This window comes from Rhodococcus sp. S3 (assembly GCF_058211795.1).
On sequence record NZ_CM177074.1, the window covers coordinates 4,974,638 to 4,991,874 of the forward strand.

Here is a 17,237-nt window from a genome sequence, read left to right on the forward strand (position 1 = left end):
CTGCGGATCGGACCCGTCGAACGGGCCGGTTCGCAGCGTTCGTCGCTGTCAGCCCGCCTGTGCTGCGACGCGGCGACGCCCGACCGGATCGAGCTGCGCGCGGAGCCAGGCGTGCGCGGGATCCGCATCGCGCTCGGCGTGCCACACCGCGAATTCGCGCAGGGGCGGCAGCTGGAAGGTCGGTTCCAGGATGCGCAGGGACGCCGCCTCGGCGACGTGCCGGGCCATGCGCTCGGGCAGGAAGGTGATCATGCGGGTGTTCTCCAGGGCATACGGGAGAACCGCGAGGTTGCCGCTGGTTGCGCCGATCCGGGCCACCACCCCTGCACGCAGCAGCGCGCGGCCGAGGTTGGTGTCGTCGGAATACTGCGCGTAGGACAGCAGCGGGTAGCGGCCGAGCACTTCGCGTGTGAGCTTGGTGCCGGTGTACGGGTGGCCGGACCAGACCGCCCCGACGAATCTGTCGGTCAGCACGACCTGCCTCCGGCAGGTCTCGAACTCCGGGGATTCGAGGACGTATCCCGGCAGCACCGCGAGGTCGATCTCGAACCGGCGGAAGGCATCGAGACCGGCACCGTTGAACGGCAGCAGATCGAAACGGATATTGGCCGGGGTGCTCCCCCGCACCAGCATGCGCAGAAGGGTGATCTCCGCGTAGTCGCCGGTCATGATCGTGAAGGTGCGCGAATCCGTCGCGGGGTCGAAACCGGGTGCGGCCAGCACCGAACGCTCGAGGGTCCGCAGCACCTCGCGGAGCGGTTCGACGATCGCCTGCGCCCGCGCGGTGGGACGCAGTGTGCGGCCGCTCTTCACCAGAAGTGGATCGTCGAATTGCTTGCGCAACCGGGCGAGAGCCGTACTCGTGGCCGGCTGCGACATGTTCAGTCGCCGCGCCGCCCGCGTGACATTGCGTTCGGAGAGCAGGACATCGAGGACGACGAGCAGGTTGAGATCGACCCGTCGCAGATCCATTCGTCCCCCTGACATCGAAACCCGGCGGAACGGGAAATTCCGGCGGCATCGTAGCGCACGACCGTGATGTATACGCAAGGTCGTATACCAGCTATCGGACTTGCATCCCGATCTTGTGAGCATGACGAATGAGTACCTAGTCTGGCCCACGTCCTGACGGCAGCGAACCGTGATTCGCCCTGGCCCGAATTTCGATGGCGAAATTCTCACTTGCCGAGATCCCGCTTCGGCCCGGCCGCCGACTCAGGCATGCAGAGGAGTTCGGGGGCGAAAGACGTGAGTCTCGTACAACAGATCCGGCAGCACACGCCGGAGAACTGGCGCCTGTGGCGCAAGATGACGGTGGTCGTCGCCGTTCCCATCGTGGCCGCCACCCTGTACGGCTCCCTGCGCGTCTACGACCTGTTCCAGGAGAACCGCGACTACAGTGCCTCGGCCGAGAACATCTCCATCCTGCCCACTCTCGCCGAGTACGCCACCGGTGTCTCCGGTGCCGCGGCCGCGACGATCCTGTCACTGCCGGTCGACAACGGCGCCCAGATCGCACGCGAAGCCGCGGCGACCCTGACGAGCCAGATGGAGGACAAGGACCTCGATCCGAAAATCGCCGCACAGATCAACCGCATGCTCGCCGAGGGCGAGAGTCTGCTCGCCAGTGCGTCGTCCGGAACGCTGGCTCCGACCGTGGCCAGCGAACGCGCCGACGGATTCGTCACCCGCGCTCAGGCCACCTACCGCGCCATCACGACCACCAGCGACAATCCCAGCGTTCTGAGCGAGAGCGCCACGCTTCTCGACCTGTGGGCCACGCAGTGGACGCTGCTCGACCAGGTCCTCGCCTTCTCCGCCCTGAGCGCCGACACCGACGGCGCGTTGCTGATGTGGAACAACGCTCTCGGCGTCGAGGCCGCCAAGCTCACCGTTCTCCGCGACACCTTCGCCGAGAATTCTGCCGCCGACGCGAGCAAGGTAGACGCTCTCATCGGCATGCTCGAGAAACGCCGCAGTCTCACCGCCGAACTCGGCAATTCGGGTGGCGACGTCCGCGCCCTGCAGGGCTCGCTCTTCGAAAGCCTCATGATCTACCAGGAAGAGGTCGCCGGTTCCGCGACGCGCGCCGTGGGAGTCCTCGACGATCTCGCGAGCGAAGCCCGCAGCGAAGCACTGAAGAACGGTATCGGCGTGTCCATCGTGCTCGCCCTGGCCCTCGCCCTCGCGATCGTGATCGCAGCATCGCTGGTCAAGCCGCTTCGCCGCCTGCGCAACGACACTCTGCGTGCCGCCGAAGAGGATCTTCCCGCCGCTCTCGCCGCGATCAAGGACGGCGCCGAGATCGACACCGTCCAGCTGTCCCCGGTGCGGGTGCACACCCGCGAGGAGATCGGCGAGGTCGCCCGCGCCGTCGACAGCATGAACGAGGGCGCCCTGCGTCTCGCAGGTGAACAGGCCCAACTGCGGCGGCAGGTCAACGAAATGCTCGAGACCCTTGCGCGTCGCAACAAGACCCTGGTGGAACAGCAACTCGCCCTGATCGATTCGCTCGAACACGAGGAACGCGATCCCACCCGTCTCCAGAATCTGTTCGCGCTCGATCACCTCGCCGCCCGCATGCGTCGTACGGGTGACTCGCTGCTCGTCCTCGCCGGCACTCGTCAGCGCCTCGGCCGGGTCCCCGACACACCGCTCGTCGACGTCCTCCGCGCCGCCGTCTCGCAGGTCGAGAACTACCAGCGCGTGAACATCGGCAACGCCCCGGAAGGCAATCTGGTCGGCAGCGCCGTCACCGACGTCGTCCACATGATCGCCGAGCTCCTCGACAACGCACTGCGCGCCTCACCGCCCGAGAGCACCGTGGCGTTCGCGTTCTCCCGCGCCGTCGACGGCGGCCTCCTCCTCGAGATCGCCGACCGCGGAATCGGCATCCCCGCAGACGAACTCGCCGACATCAACATGCGTCTGGGTTCGGACGGCGAAGCCGGATCCGGTGCCGCACGGCGAATGGGCCTGTTCGTGGTCGCGCGCCTCGCCGATCGTCACGGCATCACGGTGCGTCTGCGTCCGACCTTCGACTCGTCCACCAATGCCGGCATCACCGCGAGCATCTACCTGCCGACCAGCCTGCTCAAGGGCACCGGCAGGAACCACGACGATCCGTACCGGATCGATCGGCCGCGTCGCCTGCCCGATCCCCCGTCGGAGTACGGCGAGCAGTTCCACGCCGACCCGGCATCCGGATCGCAGCCGGTGGCCGGAAGCCGTCACTCGGCACCCACCCCCGCTCTCGCGACGCCCGGGACGAGTCCGGGTATCCGGCGCGGACAGCTGCACGAACGATGGGTCCCCCGCGGCGCAGGACAGTAGGCGGACAGCGGGCGGGCGGTCTGCCATCCTGACGGCATGACCGCTCCCCGCGTCGACGTCCACCAGCACGTCTGGCCGGCACCCCTCGTCGCGGCATTACGGGCACGTACCCGGGCGCCGCGGCTCGTCGGATGGACGCTGTACCTCGACGGTGAACCCCCGTACGAGGTGCGACCGGAGGATCACTCGATCGCCCGGCGGGCCGAGCTCGCGGCGCAGGACGGCATCGACCTGGCGCTGGTGTCGTTGTCGAGCCCGCTGGGGATCGAAACGCTGCCCGCAGCCGACGCGGCCGGCCTGCTCGACGCCTACCACGAGGGAGTGCTGGCGCTGCCCCGCCCGTTCGGGGCATGGGCGGCGGCGTCGGTCGACGATCCCGATCCCGTGGCGCTGCGCGACGTGCTCGGGGCGGGCTGCGTGGGTCTGCAACTTCCCGCCACGGCGCTGGCGGATGCCGACGGCTACGCGCGGTGCGCCCCGCTCCTCGACGAACTCGACCGCGTCGGCGCTCCCCTGTTCGTGCATCCCGGGCCGGCTGCGGCCGATGCGTCGGCTCCGCCGTGGTGGCCGGCGATGGTGTCGTACGTGGCGCAGATGCACACCGCGTGGTTCGCCTGGCACGAGTACGGGGCCCCTCGCCTCCCCGGACTGCGCGTGGGGTTCGCGATGCTCGCCGGGCTCGCGCCGCTGCACGCCGACCGGATGGCCGCGCGTGGCGGACCGGCGACGATCTCGTCGGCCGGAGTGTTCGTCGACACCTCGTCGTACGGACCCGAGATCGTCGAGGCCGTGGCTGCCGGACTCGGCCGCGACCGCGTCGTGCTCGGCTCGGACCGCCCGTACGCTGCACCGTTGCTGTTCGGCGACGAGCGCGACGAGCCCGTACGGCGACGCAGTCCGGCCCGATTGTTCCGAACGTCACACGAGTGAAAACCTTGACAGCGCCGCATCCGGGCGCTGAAGTGATCGGCATGCATCTTCCGGCGACCCTGCGGCATCGCAGGCTTCATGTGGACTACGTCCGCATCGCCGGTGGTTTCTGTGGTTGTCGCGCCTGTCGTTGATCCCGGCCCGACCCACTTCTTTTGCTCGGACGACCCTTCGGTCCCGTCCGGCTCCTGTTTCGAGGAACCACGATGCCTGCTGCTCTTCTGTCCCCCTCCGTGCGCGTCGATCTTGCCGAGATCGTCCGTGACATCGCCGCGGACGTCGCCCGCTGGCGGCCGCTCGTCCGCTTCGACGAGACCGAACGCTGGTACACCCGGCTCGCCGTCGCCGACGACTACGAGGTGTGGTTGCTGAGCTGGCTTCCCGGTCAGCGCACCGGGATCCACGATCACGGTGGCAGTGCCGGCGCGTTCGCCGTCGCGCAGGGACGGGTCCGGGAGGACACCGTCGACCAGCCGTGGTCGGAAGACCTTCCCGGGCAACATGTGACGCTCTCCCGCACCCATCTGTCGGCCGGTGCCACGCGTCGATTCGACGGCCGGCACGTGCACGAGGTCGTCAACGACGGCCGCGTCCCGGCGGTGACGGTGCACGCCTACGCCCCCGCACTGGACTCGATGAGCCGATACCGGCTCGAGAACGGCATCCTCACCCTCGCGACCTCGGAGCGCGCCGGCGACGACTGGTGATCCACTCGTGACAAATCCGGCACAGTGGGTATCCGCCGGGATAGAGTCGAAAACCGACCGTGCCGCATCCGAGGGAGCAACCCGTGAAACGCTTCGCACGCACCACCGCACTTCTCGCCGTGTCCGCCTTCGCCCTGGCCGCCTGTTCCGGCGGCGGAGACGAGGATCCCCTCGCCGGGGATACCGCGGACGGAGGCGCGATCGTCGTCGGTTCGGCGAACTTCCCGGAGAACGTCCTGCTCGCGGAGATCTACTCGCAGGCGCTCGAGAGCGCGGGGGCCGAGGTCACCCGCCAGTTCAACATCGGCAGCCGCGAGATCTACTACGACCAGGTCGCCTCGGGTGCCATCACCCTCGTCCCGGAGTACAACGGCGCACTGCTCGCCCGGATCGACCCCGACAGCACGGCCTCGACCACCGAGGACGTCAATGCGGCCCTGTCCGAAGCTCTTCCGGACGGGCTCGAGATCCTGGCCTCCGCCCCCGGTGAGAACAAGGACGCCCTCGTCGTCACCGAGGAGACCGCGCAGCGCTACAACCTGGTGAGCATCGCCGATCTCGCGCCGGTCGCCGGTGAACTCGTCCTCGGCGGACCGCCGGAGTTCGAGACACGCCAGCAGGGTGTCGTGGGTCTGCGTGAGGTGTACGGGGTCGAGTTCCGCGAATTCGTCCCCACCGACACCGGCGGTCCCATCACCATCCGCGCTCTCTCGGACGGCACCGTGCAGGCCGCGAACATCTTCACCACCGATCCGTCGCTGAGCACCGAACCGTTTGTGGCGCTGGAGGACCCGGAGTCGGTCTTCGGAGCCCAGAACGTCACCCCGCTGGTGCATCGCGCCGATCTCGACGACGACGACGTCGCGAAGATCGACGCCGTGTCCGAGAAGCTCACCACCGACACCCTCGTCGTCCTGGTCGGACAGGTGGTCACCGACGGCCGCGACATCGACGTCGTCGCCGAGGAGTGGTTGCAGCAGAACGATCTGAACTGACGGAAGTCGGTGCCGCGTGATCACATTCGACAACGTCGAGAAGCGTTATCCCGACGGGACCGTCGCCGTCGACGGACTCTCGCTGGAGGTCCCGACGGGCACCCTGACGGTGTTCGTCGGGCCGTCGGGCTGCGGGAAGACCACCTCGTTGCGCATGATCAACCGGATGGTCGAACCCTCGGGCGGGCGTGTGCTCGTCGGGGGCCGCGACGTCCGGGACGAGGATCCCCGGATCCTGCGCCGCGGCATCGGATACGTCATCCAGCACGCCGGGCTGTTCCCCCACCGCACGGTGGTCGACAACGTCGCCACCGTGCCCCGATTGCTCGGCGCGAGCCGTAAGGAGGCCCGCGCGACCGCGATGGACGTGCTCACCCGGGTCGGACTCGGAAAGGAGCTGGCGCAACGCTATCCGGCGCAGCTGTCCGGCGGGCAGCAGCAACGTGTCGGGGTGGCCCGCGCACTGGCCGCCGATCCCCCGATCCTGTTGATGGACGAACCGTTCTCCGCGGTCGATCCCGTGGTCCGCAAGGATCTGCAGGACGAACTCCTGCGTCTGCAATCGGTGCTGGCCAAGACCATCGTGCTCGTCACCCACGACATCGACGAGGCGATCAAGCTCGGCGACCGCGTGGCCGTCCTGCGGCCGGGCGGGGTGCTCGCCCAGTACGCGACCCCGGAGGAGCTGCTCACCTCTCCCGCCGACGATTTCGTCGCCGGATTCCTCGGCGTCGACCGCGGTGTACGGCTCATGTCGTTCTTCTCGTCCGCCGACCTGCCCCTGCGCACCGATCCGATCGTCACCCGCGACGCCGCCGAACTCGCCGTCGGCGGTTGGCTGCTCGTCGTCGACGACGACGGACGCCCGACGGGGTGGCGCGACGGCAGTGCCGATGCGGAATTCCTGCCGGCCGGAAGGCCGTTCGTTCCCGGACGGGATCCGCTGCGCGTCGTGCTCGATGCGGCCGTGCTCTCACCCTCGGGCCATGCCGTGGCGGTGGACGACGACGGACGCGCGCTCGGGGTGATCAGCGGCGAAGAGGTGGCGGCGGCGGTCCGCGCGGCGCACAACCACCGGGAGGCCGGCACCCCGTCCCCGCTCGAGATGCGGAAGTCGCGGTGAGCCTGCGGATTCCCGGTTATCTCGGGACGTTCTGGGAACTGCTCGGCGATCATCTCGTCATGGCGCTCGGCGCGTCGCTGCTCGGCCTCGTCCTCGCCCTGCCGTTGGGCCTGGCGTGTGTGCGGTGGCCGCGGGTGTACGCCCCGGTTCTCGCGGTGTGCAGCGTTCTGTACTCGATTCCGTCGCTTGCCTTCTTCGTGCTGCTCATCGCGTTCACCGGGATCAGCCGGACCACGGTGATCCTTCCGCTGGCCGTCTACGCGCTGGCGGGCCTCGTCCCGAACGTCGTCGACGGGTTGCGCGCCGTGCCCGACAGTGTCCGCCAGTCGGCGGTGGCGATGGGATTCTCGACACCGCGCCGGTTGCTCACCGTCGACCTGCCGCTGGCGATCCCTGCGGTCATCGCGGGACTGCGGGTCGCGACGGTCGCGAACATCAGCATGGTGAGCGTCGGAGCGCTGATCGGCATGGGTGCGTTCGGGGCGTTGTTCACCGCGTCGGTGCAGCTCGACCGGCTCGATCTGGCGATCATCGGCATCATCGCGACCGTCGTGATGGCACTGGTCGTCGACGCGGTGCTCGTACTCGTCCAGCGTCTCGCCACGCCGTGGATGCGCCGCACCTCGAAGGTGTCCCGATGACGACCCTGCTGAACTATCTGGCCGAGTACTTCGGCGACTCCGCGAACTGGTCGGGTGCGTCCGGGATCCCGACGCGACTGACCCAGCACTTCGGCTACACCCTGCTCGCGTTCGTGATCTCCGTGCTCCTCGCGTTGCCGCTCGGCCTGTGGACGGGTCACACGGGCCGCGGCGGCGTCTTCATGTCCCTCACGGCGAATGCCGCACGCGCCCTCCCCACCTACGGCCTGCTCGTGTTGCTGGTCGTGCTGTACGGGATCGGGCTGGTTCCGGTGATGGTGCCGCTGGTGGCGCTCGCGATCCCACCCATCCTGTTGAACTCCTACGAAGGGATCCGCGGGGTCGACCCGGCACTGACCGACGCCGCCCGCGGGATGGGGATGACCTCGTCCCAGATCCTGCTGCGGGCCCAGCTCCCGGTGGCTCTGCCGCTGATCCTCGTGGGCCTGCGCACCGCCGCCGTGCAGATCGTCGCGACCGCGACCATCGCCGCGGCGGTGAGCTTCGGCGGGGTGGGCAGGCCCATCGTCGACGGTCTCGCGCGCAGCGACTATGCCCTGGTCGTAGGCGGTGCCGCCCTGGCCGGGATCTGCTCGCTGGTGATCCTCGCGCTCTTCGCGGTCCTCGGTCGGGTGCTCGTCTCACCCGGCGTCCGGGCCTCGCGCGACTAGCCCGTACGACCCCTCCGACGCCTCCTTCGGAACCGACGAACGTGTCGGTGGCCCGGAGCACACTGGAGGTAGAGACGAAGTCCTATCGAGGAGGCGCAGGTGCGATGTATGCGCAACGCGAAACCTACTTCGGCTGGACGTCTCGGCGCGTACCCCTGTACGCAGCCGCGCAGCCCACGGCATCCCCGGCCACACCGGCCGCATCCGGTCCGAGCGTCCGTCCCGACGACGAGAGCGTTCCCTCGGGTGTGACGCTCGACCGCATCCTGCCCGAGTCCGTGCTGCACGGCCGTCTGGTCGCGTATCACGACGCGGACGAGGACAGGGACTACGTGGCCGTGGCGGTCGGCGCGGTGGCGGGCGAGAACGATGTACCGGTCCGGGTGGCCGAGGAGGAGACACTCGTGGTGTCCGCGGCCCGCAGCGTGATCAACGGGGTCCTCGTCGGCACGGAGGACGACGACCTCGACGAACTGGAGGTCGCCCGTCAGCTCCGCTTCGGCGGACCTGTCCGCGACCTGCTGGAATACATCGGCGCACGGTCGGTCGTGGTCGACTGGAGCCCCGCTGTGGCGTGATCCGACGGGGCCGTGGCGTGATGTGACCGAGGCCCTGTCATCGCGGATGTGTGACGCGCCGACACACACATCTGCAACGACTCGACGTTCAGGTGGTACGGTCGTAGGTGTCCCCGTGACCAAAACGTAATAATTCGGGGATTATCGCAGCCCTGGGGTGGGTACCCGAGCGCTCGGGTTCCACTGGGAGGGTGACCGGAAGTGGCGATGCCGGACTGATAGCTACGCCCGTCGGGGGCAGCCCGGCATCGCCACTTTCGACCGGTCTTCCGTGACTCAGTTCTCCGTTACCGGCACAGCAGCGGCCAGGGAGGCCAGAGCTGCCGGAGTCTCGACCGCGAGGAGATGACCCACCTCGGGAAGCGCGACGAAATGCGCACCCATGTCGTCGGCCAGCTTGTTCAACGCGTCGACCTGCACGAGGGGATCCTTGCTTCCCACGACGACCTCGACCGGACGCCCACGCCAACGGCGCAGCACGGCTCGGTCGATGCGGGGCATGTTCGTCAGCGACGTGCAGTACGCGCCGACGCGGCAGGACCACCGCAGGGTCTGCTCGTCGGGCCGGTAGTCGCATCCGGCGAGTGCCCTGAGGTAGCGCTCGGTGTTCTCGAGGTTGGGCTCGTTGCGCCACTGCAGGCCCGGAATGAGGGCACGGTTCCACCGGACGCGCGGGACGAGACCCAGCGGCGCGGCGATCACCAGCTTCTCGATCCGGTCGGGATCCTCCACCGCGGCGGCCACCGATGCCGACCAGCCGAGACCGATCACGGGAACCCGCTCGACGCCGAGTGCATCGAGCACCTCGACCAGCCAGTGGCCGTAGACGCTGTGGATCCGGCTGTCGGGCCGGCTGCCCGCGCTCGCACCGGGAAGACCCGGGACGTCCACGAGCACCACCCGGTGCTGCTCACCGAACTGCTCGGCGAGCAGACGCAGCCCCGCCGCCGGGAGGTCGCCACCCGCGAGCACCACGATCGGCGGTGCGGTGGCAGGGCCCGTGGTGAGCACGTAGGTGTCGCCCAGCGACGTGCGGGCGACGTGCTCCACGACGGGACGCTCCCAGTAGGTCAGCAATCCTGTGCACGCGTGGTGGATCACGCTGCCGTCTCCGGGGCAGCGGTAGGGCGAACGTGTCAGCAACGCCATCATCCTCCTACCCGGACGATTCCGGGGACGACGAGGGATTCAGGGAACGGCATGAATGGATCTTCTTTCGTGGGGTACGAGCGTCTTTCGCCGACCAACCTCGGGCACACCGCACGACACCGTAGCCCAGTGCTCGGTGTGAACGCCACCCGTGGTTCCGGAAAATTTCACAGCCGTCCCTCACGTCACATTCGTGCCGAATGCCGTTTCACCCCTGCGCCTCCAGGTCCTCCCACGAGGCGTGGACCTGGGGCCGGAAGCCGTAGCCGGTATCGGGCTCGGGCAGATGTGCTTCGGGGTCGATCACGACGACCTCCACCCCGTCGCGATGGAGCCGACCGATCATCTCCAGCAACATCCTTCGGCCGACGGGCAGGATCGTACGGACGAGGGACAGGTCGAAGACCAGGCGTTTCGTCGCTACCGGTTCGTCGACCACGGCCGTCACGAGACCCTCGGCACTGGTGAACTGGAGGTCGCCCTGCAACTCGAGCAGAGTGAGAGCCTCGTCACCCTCGCCGATGACATGTCTTCTGCGCAACACCGAGTGTGCGACCATCGGCGCGTCCATCAGATGCAGGTTCATATCGCGGGAGAGACGACCGAAGGCGGCGACCCCCTGGACGCTGGTGCCGTGGTCGTCGAGGCGCGGCGAGTACGCCGCAATACCCAACTGTCCCGGTAGGATTCCTATGATTCCGCCGGACACGCCGCTCTTGGCAGGGATACCGACAGTGGAGAGCCAGTCCCCCGCCGCGTCGTACATCCCGCAGGTCGCCATCACCGACAGCACCTGGCGCACCACGTCGCGCGAGAAGATCTCCTCGCATGTCACGGGTTGCACGCCGCCCGCCGCGAGTGTCGCGGCCATCATCGCGAGGTCCTTGGTCGTCACCGTCACCGAGCACTGCCGGATGTACCCCTCGACGATCTCGTCGGGATCGTCCTCGAAAACCTCGTACCCCCGAAGGAGATTGGCGATGGCGACATTGCGATAGGAGTTCTCGAGTTCCGACGACGCGACCTTCTCGTCGATTGCCAGGTCGCGGCCGGCCAGGGACGACAGCAGGGAGCGGATGTCCTCCACCGAGTCCTCGACCGGCCTGTCGTCGAGCACCAGGGCGTGTGCAGCGAGCGCACCGGCATTGATCATCGGGTTCAGCGGACGGCCCGTGTTGCGTTCGAGCGAGACCTCGTTGAACGCCTCCCCGGACGGTTCGACGTCGATCACGTCGAGTACGGCGTCGAACCCTCTCTGCTGCAGTGCGAGACCGTAGACGAAGGGCTTCGAGATCGACTGGATCGTGAACTCGGTGTCGTCGTCGCCCACCGAGTACATCGCCCCCTCGGCGGTCACGAGGGTGAGGGCGAACCGGTCCGGGTCGGCCCTCGCCAGTTCGGGGATGTAATCGGCGAGTGCGCCCGAACTGTCGGCACATCCTCGGAGCACTTCGGTCAGATAATCCGGCAACGGTGAACGCATGTATTCATCGTGACCGAATCGGACGCTGCCGGGGCGGGGAGTGACGAAGGCGATTGAACCGACAGACCGGCGGGTATGCCATCCCCATGACTGCTCTGTCGTCGGCGCTGTCCGTGCCGTTCCGAGTGGGATCCGCGCTGCGCGGAGCACGCGTGTTCCATCCGCGCGGCGCGACCTTCGAAGGGGTCGCCGAACTCGAGTCGTCCTGGTGGCCGCAGCAGATCCCCCGCCCTACCCCTGTCGTCGCCCGGGTGTCGCGGGGCATCGGCACACCGGACGGGATGCCGGACGTTCTCGGTCTCGCGGTGCGCTTCGCCGCGAAGACCGGCCCGTGGGACATCCTCCTCGCGTCGGCCTATCTGCCCGGCCGGGTGGCGCTGCTACCGGCCCGCTCGTGGTCGAGTGCCCGCTACAGCACACTCATGGCCTATCGGACCGACAGCGATCCCACGCCGCGGTGGATCATCGCCGTTCCTCGCGGACGGCATCCGTCCTCGACGACCTCCGTGCAGGCTCTCGAGGTGCCGCTCGAGTTCTCGCTCCTGGTGGGCTCCGCCCGCGGCCCCCTGGAATCGGCGGGACGCCTGACGCTGAGTCGCCGCCTGTCCGAGAAGGATTCGGAGCAGCCGTCCTTCGATCCGACCGTCCACTGCCCCGGATTCGTCGATCCGTGGCCGGGCTGGCTCGTCGAGACTCGGCGCGACGCCTACCGGGCGAGCCGGGCCGGACGAGGCGCCTCCCTCGCCCGGCCGCAGCACACCGTCAGCTGATCACCGCGTCGATCGTCTTCTTCAGCGCGGACGGCTGCGCCGGCGACCGCGGGGCGTCCTCCTTCATCTCGAGCATACGGGCACCTATGTCCTGCAACTGCTTACGTCCGAGTGCCTCGCGCACCTTGGGGAACCACTCGTCCTCCTCCTCGTCGATGTGATGCTCGACGTTCTCGATCAGGACCGTCGTCTTCGCATCGAAACGCTCTGCGTCGGGCTTCATTCCGGCCAGTTCGACGACGAGCACATCGGCGACGTGGTGCTCCTCGTACGATTCGAGGATGTCGTCCTCGAGATCGGGGAGCAGGGAACGTATCTCGGGGTACATGCACTCGTTCTCGAGATAGGTGTGCACGGTGAGGGCTTCGATGATCCTGTCGACGATCTTGCCCTTCTCCTTCTCCCCCTCGGCCTTCCGGAAGTCGCGGAAGAGTTTCTTGATCTCCTTGTGGTCTTCCTTCAGCAACACGATCGCGTCTGTGGACACGGTTCCTCCTGCGGCGTGAGCACTGCCGCCCCCAGCGGGCGTGGCACAGGAATACCCATCCGCGACACCGTCACACGCGCACGCGATCCGCATTCGCGAGGATGGCCGAGCGCAGGGCCGCCTCCGGACCGCTGAGTACGGAACGACGCGCCATGAGCACGAACTCGATCTCACCCGCATCGGGAAGCAGTCGCTGGGGATCGCGCACCGGGACGAGACCGGGCGGAGGGAGCCGTTCGGCGTGCAGCACCACGCCCAGTCCGGCGAGCGCCGCGGCGCGCAGGCCGTTGAGACTGTCGGTCGTGCACGCGACCCGCACACCGCGCCCGCTGCGCTGGAGGACCTCGAGCGCGATGTCGCGGGTCAGGGCCGGCGACGGATAGGACACCAGCGGTGTCGGCTCGTCCGGATCGAGGACGTAATCGGGGGCGGACAGGAAGACGAGGCGCTCGCGGAAGATCATCTCGCCGTGGCGGCTGCCCGGTCGGCGCTTGCCGAAGACCAGATCGAGTTCGTTGTCGTCGAGTCGGCGCTGCAGATCCTCGCTCAGATCCACGGTGAGTTCGAGATCGATTCGGGGATGACTGCGCCGGAACTCGGCGAGGATCGACGGCAGTTCGTAGAGCACGAGGTCCTCGGAGACCCCGAAGCGCAGCCGGCCACTGAGCGACGATTCCGAGAAGTGCCTGCGCGCGGCGTCGTGGCGATCGAGGATCTCGCGGGCGAAGGCGACCATGTCGGCGCCGTCGGCCGTGAGCTCGACGTTGTGCGTGTCGCGGACGAACAACCGGCGCCCGATCTCCTTCTCGAGTCGCGCGACGTGCTGACTGACCGTCGACTGACGCAGGCCGAGCCGCTGGGCGGCGGCGGTGAAGCCGCGCTCACGCTCGACGGCGAGGAAGCTCCGTAGGTGCACCGGATCGAACACGACCCCATTTCATCACGAATCGCGATTACAGAAAACGTGGTGACCGTCTTCTGTAATGACGTCCGGCTGCCGTACCGTCGATTCGTGCTCTCCAAGATCCCCGTGCTCGGACGACTCGACCCGTTCCTGCTCGCCATCCTCGCCACCGTCGCCGTCGCTGCTCTGCTGCCCGCCGACGGGGTCGTACTCGACGGCGTGAACTGGGCCGCCAAGATCGCCATCGGGCTGCTGTTCTTCCTGTACGGCGCGCGCCTGTCCACGCAGGAGGCCATCGAGGGTCTCAAGCACTGGCGTCTGCACCTGACGATCCTCGCCACGACCTTCGTCGTCTTCCCGCTGCTCGGCCTGGCCGCGAAGGTGCTCGTGCCGTCGATCCTGAGCGACCCGCTCTATCTCGGCGTCCTCTACCTGTGCCTGCTGCCGTCCACGGTGCAGTCGGCCATCGCGCTCGTCTCGGTGGCGCGCGGCAACATCCCCGGTTCGATCGTCTCGGCCAGCGCGTCGAGCCTCATCGGCATCTTCGCGACGCCGCTGCTCGTCGCGCTGACCATGTCCACGCAGGGCGTCACCTTCAGCGGGTCGGCCGTGCTCGACATCGTGCTGATGCTGCTCGTGCCGTTCGTCGCCGGCCAGCTCCTGCGGCGCTGGGTCGGCGGCTGGGTGAAGGCCCACGGCAAGCCGCTCAAGCTCGTCGACCGCGGATCGATCATGCTGGTCGTGTACGTGGCGTTCAGCCGCGGCATGAACGAGGGCATCTGGTCGATGATCTCGGTCGGCCGCCTGCTCGCCCTCGTCGGTGTGTGTGCGGTACTGCTCGCGATCGTGCTCGCACTCACCTGGTACTCGTCGCGCGGACTCGGCTTCGACTATCAGGATCGTGTCGCGATCCTCTTCTGCGGTTCCACGAAGTCTCTCGCCACCGGTCTGCCCATGGCGATCGTGCTCTTCCCCGGCCAGCCCATCGGCCTGATCGTGCTGCCGCTCATGCTGTTCCACCAGATGCAGCTCCTGGTGTGCGCGGCCCTCGCCGGCCGGTTGGCGAAGAAGGCACCGGAAGCTCTTGCGACCGTGTGACAGAACGACCGTGTGGCAGCAGCGATGCGGCCGTTCCCGGAAACCCGGGGAACGGCCGCATCGTCGGATCGGGACCGGTCGTCACCGTCCGGCAGGGTTGCGCACCAGTTTCTTGTTGGCGAACTCGGCGAAGCCGAAACGGGCGAGTTCGCGGCCGAAACCGGACCGCTTGACCCCGCCGAAGGGCAGATCCGGCGAGCTCTTGCTGGTGCTGTTGATCCAGACCATGCCGGTTTCGAGTTCGTTCGCCACGCGCTCGGCCACGGCCGGATCGGCGGTGAACACGCTCGACGCCAGACCGAACGGCGAATCGTTCGCGATCTCGACGGCCTCGTCGACGGATCCGACGCGATGGACGACCGCCACGGGACCGAACAACTCCTCGTAGTACGCGCGCATCCCGGGCGTGACGTCGGTCAGGACGGTCGGCGGATACCAGGCACCGTCACCGGTCGGACGCTCACCTCCGGTCAGCACCCGGGCGCCGCGCGACACCGCGTCCTGCACGAGCTCGTCGAGTTCGTCGACAGCCGAACGCGACGACAGCGGACCGAGTTTCGTCCCGGGATCGGTCGGGTCGCCCGGCTGCCAGGCGTCGATCGCCTCGAGGAACTTCTCCACGAACTCGTCGAAGACCGGTTCCTCCACGAGGAAGCGCTTCGACGCCGTGCACGCCTGACCGCCGTTGGCGAACCGGCCGACCGCGGCGGCGGTGGCCGCCGCATCGATGTCGGCGTCGCGCAGCACGATGAACGGATCCGAACCGCCGAGTTCGAGGACGCACTTCTTCAGGTTGCGTCCCGCGACCTCACCGACCGCGGCTCCGGCCTTCTCGGATCCGGTCAGCGACACGCCCTGCACACGCGGATCGGCGATCGCGTCCGCGACCTGCGCCGACGAGACGAAGGCGTTGGCGTAGACGCCTGCGGGCAGGCCCGCGTCCTCGAAGACCTTCTCGATCGCGAGTGCCGCCTGCGGGCAGTTGCGGGCGTGCTTGAGAATGATCGTGTTGCCCAGAGCGAGGTTCGGTGCCGCGAACCGGGCCACCTGGTAGTAGGGATAGTTCCACGGCATGACGCCGACCAGCGGACCGATCGGTTCCGTGCGGACGACCGCGGTACCCGGGCCCGAGATGTCGAGCGGTTCGTCCGCCATGAACTCCTCGGCGTGGTCGGCGTAGTACCGGTAGATCGACGCGACGAGGGCGACCTCGCCCTCGGCCTGGGCGATGGGCTTGCCCATCTCGAGCGTGAGGATGCGTGCCAGCTCGCCGGCACGCTCCCGGTGGATCTCGGCGACACGTTCCAGGATCGCGCGACGCTTCTCGAGCGGCGTCGCCCGCCACTCGCGGTAGGCCTCGGCGCTGCGCGCGACGAGAGCCTTCAGTTCGTCGTCGGAGATCTCCGGGAACTGCGCGACCTGTTCGCCGGTCGCGGGGTCGATGCTGGTGTACACACCCATGATGTTCTCCCGATGTACGGACGGGGCCGGACGCGACGAACTCGTTGCGCCCGGCCCCGTCCTCGATGAAAGTTTCGGTGTCCGCAGGAGACGGACTCCTACTTGCGGTACCAGTCGGCGATCCGCGCGAGTTCGTCGGCGACGAGAGCGGAACGTCCTGCCAGGAACGGGAAGACGTGTTGCTGGCCTTCGCCGATCGAGAGGGTGACGTCCACACCGGCGGCCTCGGCGCGCTCCTTCAACCGCGTGGCGTTGTCGAGGAGCGACTCGACGCTGCCGGCGTTGATGTAGAGGCGGGGGAAGCCCGCGAAATCGGCGTAGAGAGGGTTCGCCAGCGGGGTCGTCGGATCGATCGTGTCGCCGAGGACCCCGGCGATCATGCCCTGGAGCAGTTCCGGCGTGATCAGCGCATCGGTATCGTTGTTGGTGACGAGGGTTTCGCCCTTGTTCTCCATGTCGAGCCACGGCGAGAAGGCGATGACCGCGCCGGGGCCCTGCTTCCCCTGCTGCAGCAGGGCGAGTGCGATGGCGACGGCGAGGTTGCCGCCGGCCGAGTCACCGATCGTGGTGATGTCCTGCGGCGCGATACCGTCGGCGACCAGCGCGTCGAAGACCGCGACACCGTCCTCGATCTGCGCGGGGCGCTGGAACTCGGGGGCGCGGCGGTAGTCGAGGACGAAGGCCACGACACCGAGGGCCTTGGCCGCGTGCGCTGCGATCTTGCGGTGGCTGGCCGCGGAACCGACCGCGAAGCCGCCGCCGTGCGTGTAGAGCAGCACCTCGGAGGTCTTCGCACCCTGCGGCAGGCACCAGATACCGGGAACGCCGCCGACTGGCATGTCCCCTGTGAGTAGGTCCGGGTTGTTCTAGAGTCCTGATTGCCCTGGTGAGGGCGAAGAAGGGACGA

17 protein-coding genes are annotated in these 17,237 nt (G+C 68.1%); 10 read left to right on the plus strand and 7 right to left on the minus strand.

What is annotated here, in order from left to right:
• Nucleotides 1-48: 48 nt before the first annotated feature.
• Nucleotides 49-972: a LysR family transcriptional regulator gene (locus AC0LPE_RS23090; protein ID WP_120280857.1), complete on the minus strand. Its 924-nt coding sequence runs from the start codon at nucleotides 970-972 to the stop codon at nucleotides 49-51.
• A 276-nt stretch (nucleotides 973-1,248) separates the two neighbouring features.
• Here AC0LPE_RS23090 and AC0LPE_RS23095 point away from each other — a divergent pair, with 276 nt between their 5' ends.
• The 8 genes from AC0LPE_RS23095 (at nucleotide 1,249) to AC0LPE_RS23130 (ending at nucleotide 8,978) form a co-directional block, all read left to right on the plus strand.
• A complete protein-coding gene (locus tag AC0LPE_RS23095) occupies nucleotides 1,249-3,333 on the plus strand; it encodes a sensor histidine kinase (protein WP_490605319.1) in 2,085 nt (694 codons plus the stop codon).
• 36 nt (nucleotides 3,334-3,369) lie between these two features.
• The gene (locus tag AC0LPE_RS23100) at nucleotides 3,370-4,263 is read left to right on the plus strand and encodes an amidohydrolase family protein (protein WP_490605320.1); all 894 of its coding nucleotides are present in this window, start codon (nucleotides 3,370-3,372) and stop codon (nucleotides 4,261-4,263) included.
• A 206-nt stretch (nucleotides 4,264-4,469) separates the two neighbouring features.
• Nucleotides 4,470-4,970, plus strand: coding sequence for a cysteine dioxygenase (locus AC0LPE_RS23105; protein WP_490605321.1), 501 nt, complete (start codon nucleotides 4,470-4,472; stop codon nucleotides 4,968-4,970).
• An 83-nt stretch (nucleotides 4,971-5,053) separates the two neighbouring features.
• Nucleotides 5,054-5,965, plus strand: a complete 912-nt coding sequence (locus AC0LPE_RS23110; protein WP_088899648.1) for an ABC transporter substrate-binding protein — start codon at nucleotides 5,054-5,056, stop codon at nucleotides 5,963-5,965.
• Nucleotides 5,966-5,981: 16 nt separating this feature from the next.
• On the plus strand, nucleotides 5,982-7,088 hold the full coding sequence (locus tag AC0LPE_RS23115; protein ID WP_160877148.1) for an ATP-binding cassette domain-containing protein: 1,107 nt from the start codon (nucleotides 5,982-5,984) through the stop codon (nucleotides 7,086-7,088).
• On the plus strand, nucleotides 7,085-7,729 hold the full coding sequence (locus AC0LPE_RS23120; protein WP_088899646.1) for an ABC transporter permease: 645 nt from the start codon (nucleotides 7,085-7,087) through the stop codon (nucleotides 7,727-7,729). The genes AC0LPE_RS23115 and AC0LPE_RS23120 overlap by 4 nt, the downstream gene beginning before the upstream one ends.
• Nucleotides 7,726-8,400 carry an ABC transporter permease gene (locus AC0LPE_RS23125; RefSeq protein ID WP_160877146.1) on the plus strand — a complete coding sequence of 225 codons (675 nt, stop codon included), beginning with the start codon at nucleotides 7,726-7,728 and terminating at the stop codon, nucleotides 8,398-8,400. Before AC0LPE_RS23120 ends, AC0LPE_RS23125 begins: the two co-directional genes overlap by 4 nt.
• A 104-nt stretch (nucleotides 8,401-8,504) precedes the next feature.
• Nucleotides 8,505-8,978, plus strand: a complete 474-nt coding sequence (locus AC0LPE_RS23130; protein WP_088899644.1) for a hypothetical protein — start codon at nucleotides 8,505-8,507, stop codon at nucleotides 8,976-8,978.
• A gap of 276 nt (nucleotides 8,979-9,254) precedes the next feature.
• Here the strand turns inward: AC0LPE_RS23130 and AC0LPE_RS23135 are convergent, their stop codons facing one another.
• Complete coding sequence (locus AC0LPE_RS23135; protein ID WP_490605322.1) at nucleotides 9,255-10,127, minus strand: alpha/beta fold hydrolase; 873 nt, start codon at nucleotides 10,125-10,127, stop codon at nucleotides 9,255-9,257.
• A 208-nt stretch (nucleotides 10,128-10,335) separates the two neighbouring features.
• The gene (locus AC0LPE_RS23140) at nucleotides 10,336-11,610 is read right to left on the minus strand and encodes a glutaminase (RefSeq protein ID WP_088899643.1); all 1,275 of its coding nucleotides are present in this window, start codon (nucleotides 11,608-11,610) and stop codon (nucleotides 10,336-10,338) included.
• An 86-nt stretch (nucleotides 11,611-11,696) separates the two neighbouring features.
• Between AC0LPE_RS23140 and AC0LPE_RS23145 the strand changes: the two genes are divergently transcribed.
• The gene (locus tag AC0LPE_RS23145) at nucleotides 11,697-12,380 is read left to right on the plus strand and encodes a phosphodiesterase (protein WP_490605323.1); all 684 of its coding nucleotides are present in this window, start codon (nucleotides 11,697-11,699) and stop codon (nucleotides 12,378-12,380) included.
• On the opposite strand, the gene AC0LPE_RS23150 is transcribed toward AC0LPE_RS23145, so the two are convergent.
• Complete coding sequence (locus AC0LPE_RS23150) at nucleotides 12,373-12,867, minus strand: hemerythrin domain-containing protein (RefSeq protein WP_088899641.1); 495 nt, start codon at nucleotides 12,865-12,867, stop codon at nucleotides 12,373-12,375. The two genes, AC0LPE_RS23145 and AC0LPE_RS23150, sit on opposite strands and share 8 nt — an antisense overlap.
• 70 nt (nucleotides 12,868-12,937) lie before the next feature.
• On the minus strand, nucleotides 12,938-13,795 hold the full coding sequence (locus AC0LPE_RS23155; RefSeq protein WP_088899640.1) for a LysR family transcriptional regulator: 858 nt from the start codon (nucleotides 13,793-13,795) through the stop codon (nucleotides 12,938-12,940).
• An 84-nt stretch (nucleotides 13,796-13,879) separates the two neighbouring features.
• On the opposite strand from AC0LPE_RS23155, the gene AC0LPE_RS23160 reads away from it, so the two are divergent.
• Complete coding sequence (locus tag AC0LPE_RS23160; protein WP_423661174.1) at nucleotides 13,880-14,869, plus strand: bile acid:sodium symporter family protein; 990 nt, start codon at nucleotides 13,880-13,882, stop codon at nucleotides 14,867-14,869.
• 81 nt (nucleotides 14,870-14,950) lie between these two features.
• Here AC0LPE_RS23160 and AC0LPE_RS23165 read toward each other — a convergent pair whose 3' ends face one another.
• Nucleotides 14,951-16,330, minus strand: coding sequence for an NAD-dependent succinate-semialdehyde dehydrogenase (locus AC0LPE_RS23165; protein ID WP_430717204.1), 1,380 nt, complete (start codon nucleotides 16,328-16,330; stop codon nucleotides 14,951-14,953).
• Nucleotides 16,331-16,428: 98 nt separating this feature from the next.
• Complete coding sequence (locus tag AC0LPE_RS23170; RefSeq protein ID WP_490605324.1) at nucleotides 16,429-17,169, minus strand: alpha/beta hydrolase fold domain-containing protein; 741 nt, start codon at nucleotides 17,167-17,169, stop codon at nucleotides 16,429-16,431.
• Nucleotides 17,170-17,237 lie beyond the last annotated feature (68 nt).

Coding starts and splice junctions, on each gene's coding strand:
- AC0LPE_RS23125 (WP_160877146.1), top strand. CDS start 7,726: ATGACGACCCTGCTGAACTATCTGGCCGAGTACTTCGGCGACTCCGCG.
- AC0LPE_RS23100 (WP_490605320.1), top strand. CDS start 3,370: ATGACCGCTCCCCGCGTCGACGTCCACCAGCACGTCTGGCCGGCACCC.
- AC0LPE_RS23105 (WP_490605321.1), top strand. CDS start 4,470: ATGCCTGCTGCTCTTCTGTCCCCCTCCGTGCGCGTCGATCTTGCCGAG.
- AC0LPE_RS23090 (WP_120280857.1), bottom strand. CDS start 972: ATGGATCTGCGACGGGTCGATCTCAACCTGCTCGTCGTCCTCGATGTC.
- AC0LPE_RS23140 (WP_088899643.1), bottom strand. CDS start 11,610: ATGCGTTCACCGTTGCCGGATTATCTGACCGAAGTGCTCCGAGGATGT.
- AC0LPE_RS23170 (WP_490605324.1), bottom strand. CDS start 17,169: ATGCCAGTCGGCGGCGTTCCCGGTATCTGGTGCCTGCCGCAGGGTGCG.
- AC0LPE_RS23130 (WP_088899644.1), top strand. CDS start 8,505: ATGTATGCGCAACGCGAAACCTACTTCGGCTGGACGTCTCGGCGCGTA.
- AC0LPE_RS23135 (WP_490605322.1), bottom strand. CDS start 10,127: ATGGCGTTGCTGACACGTTCGCCCTACCGCTGCCCCGGAGACGGCAGC.
- AC0LPE_RS23145 (WP_490605323.1), top strand. CDS start 11,697: ATGACTGCTCTGTCGTCGGCGCTGTCCGTGCCGTTCCGAGTGGGATCC.
- AC0LPE_RS23165 (WP_430717204.1), bottom strand. CDS start 16,330: ATGGGTGTGTACACCAGCATCGACCCCGCGACCGGCGAACAGGTCGCG.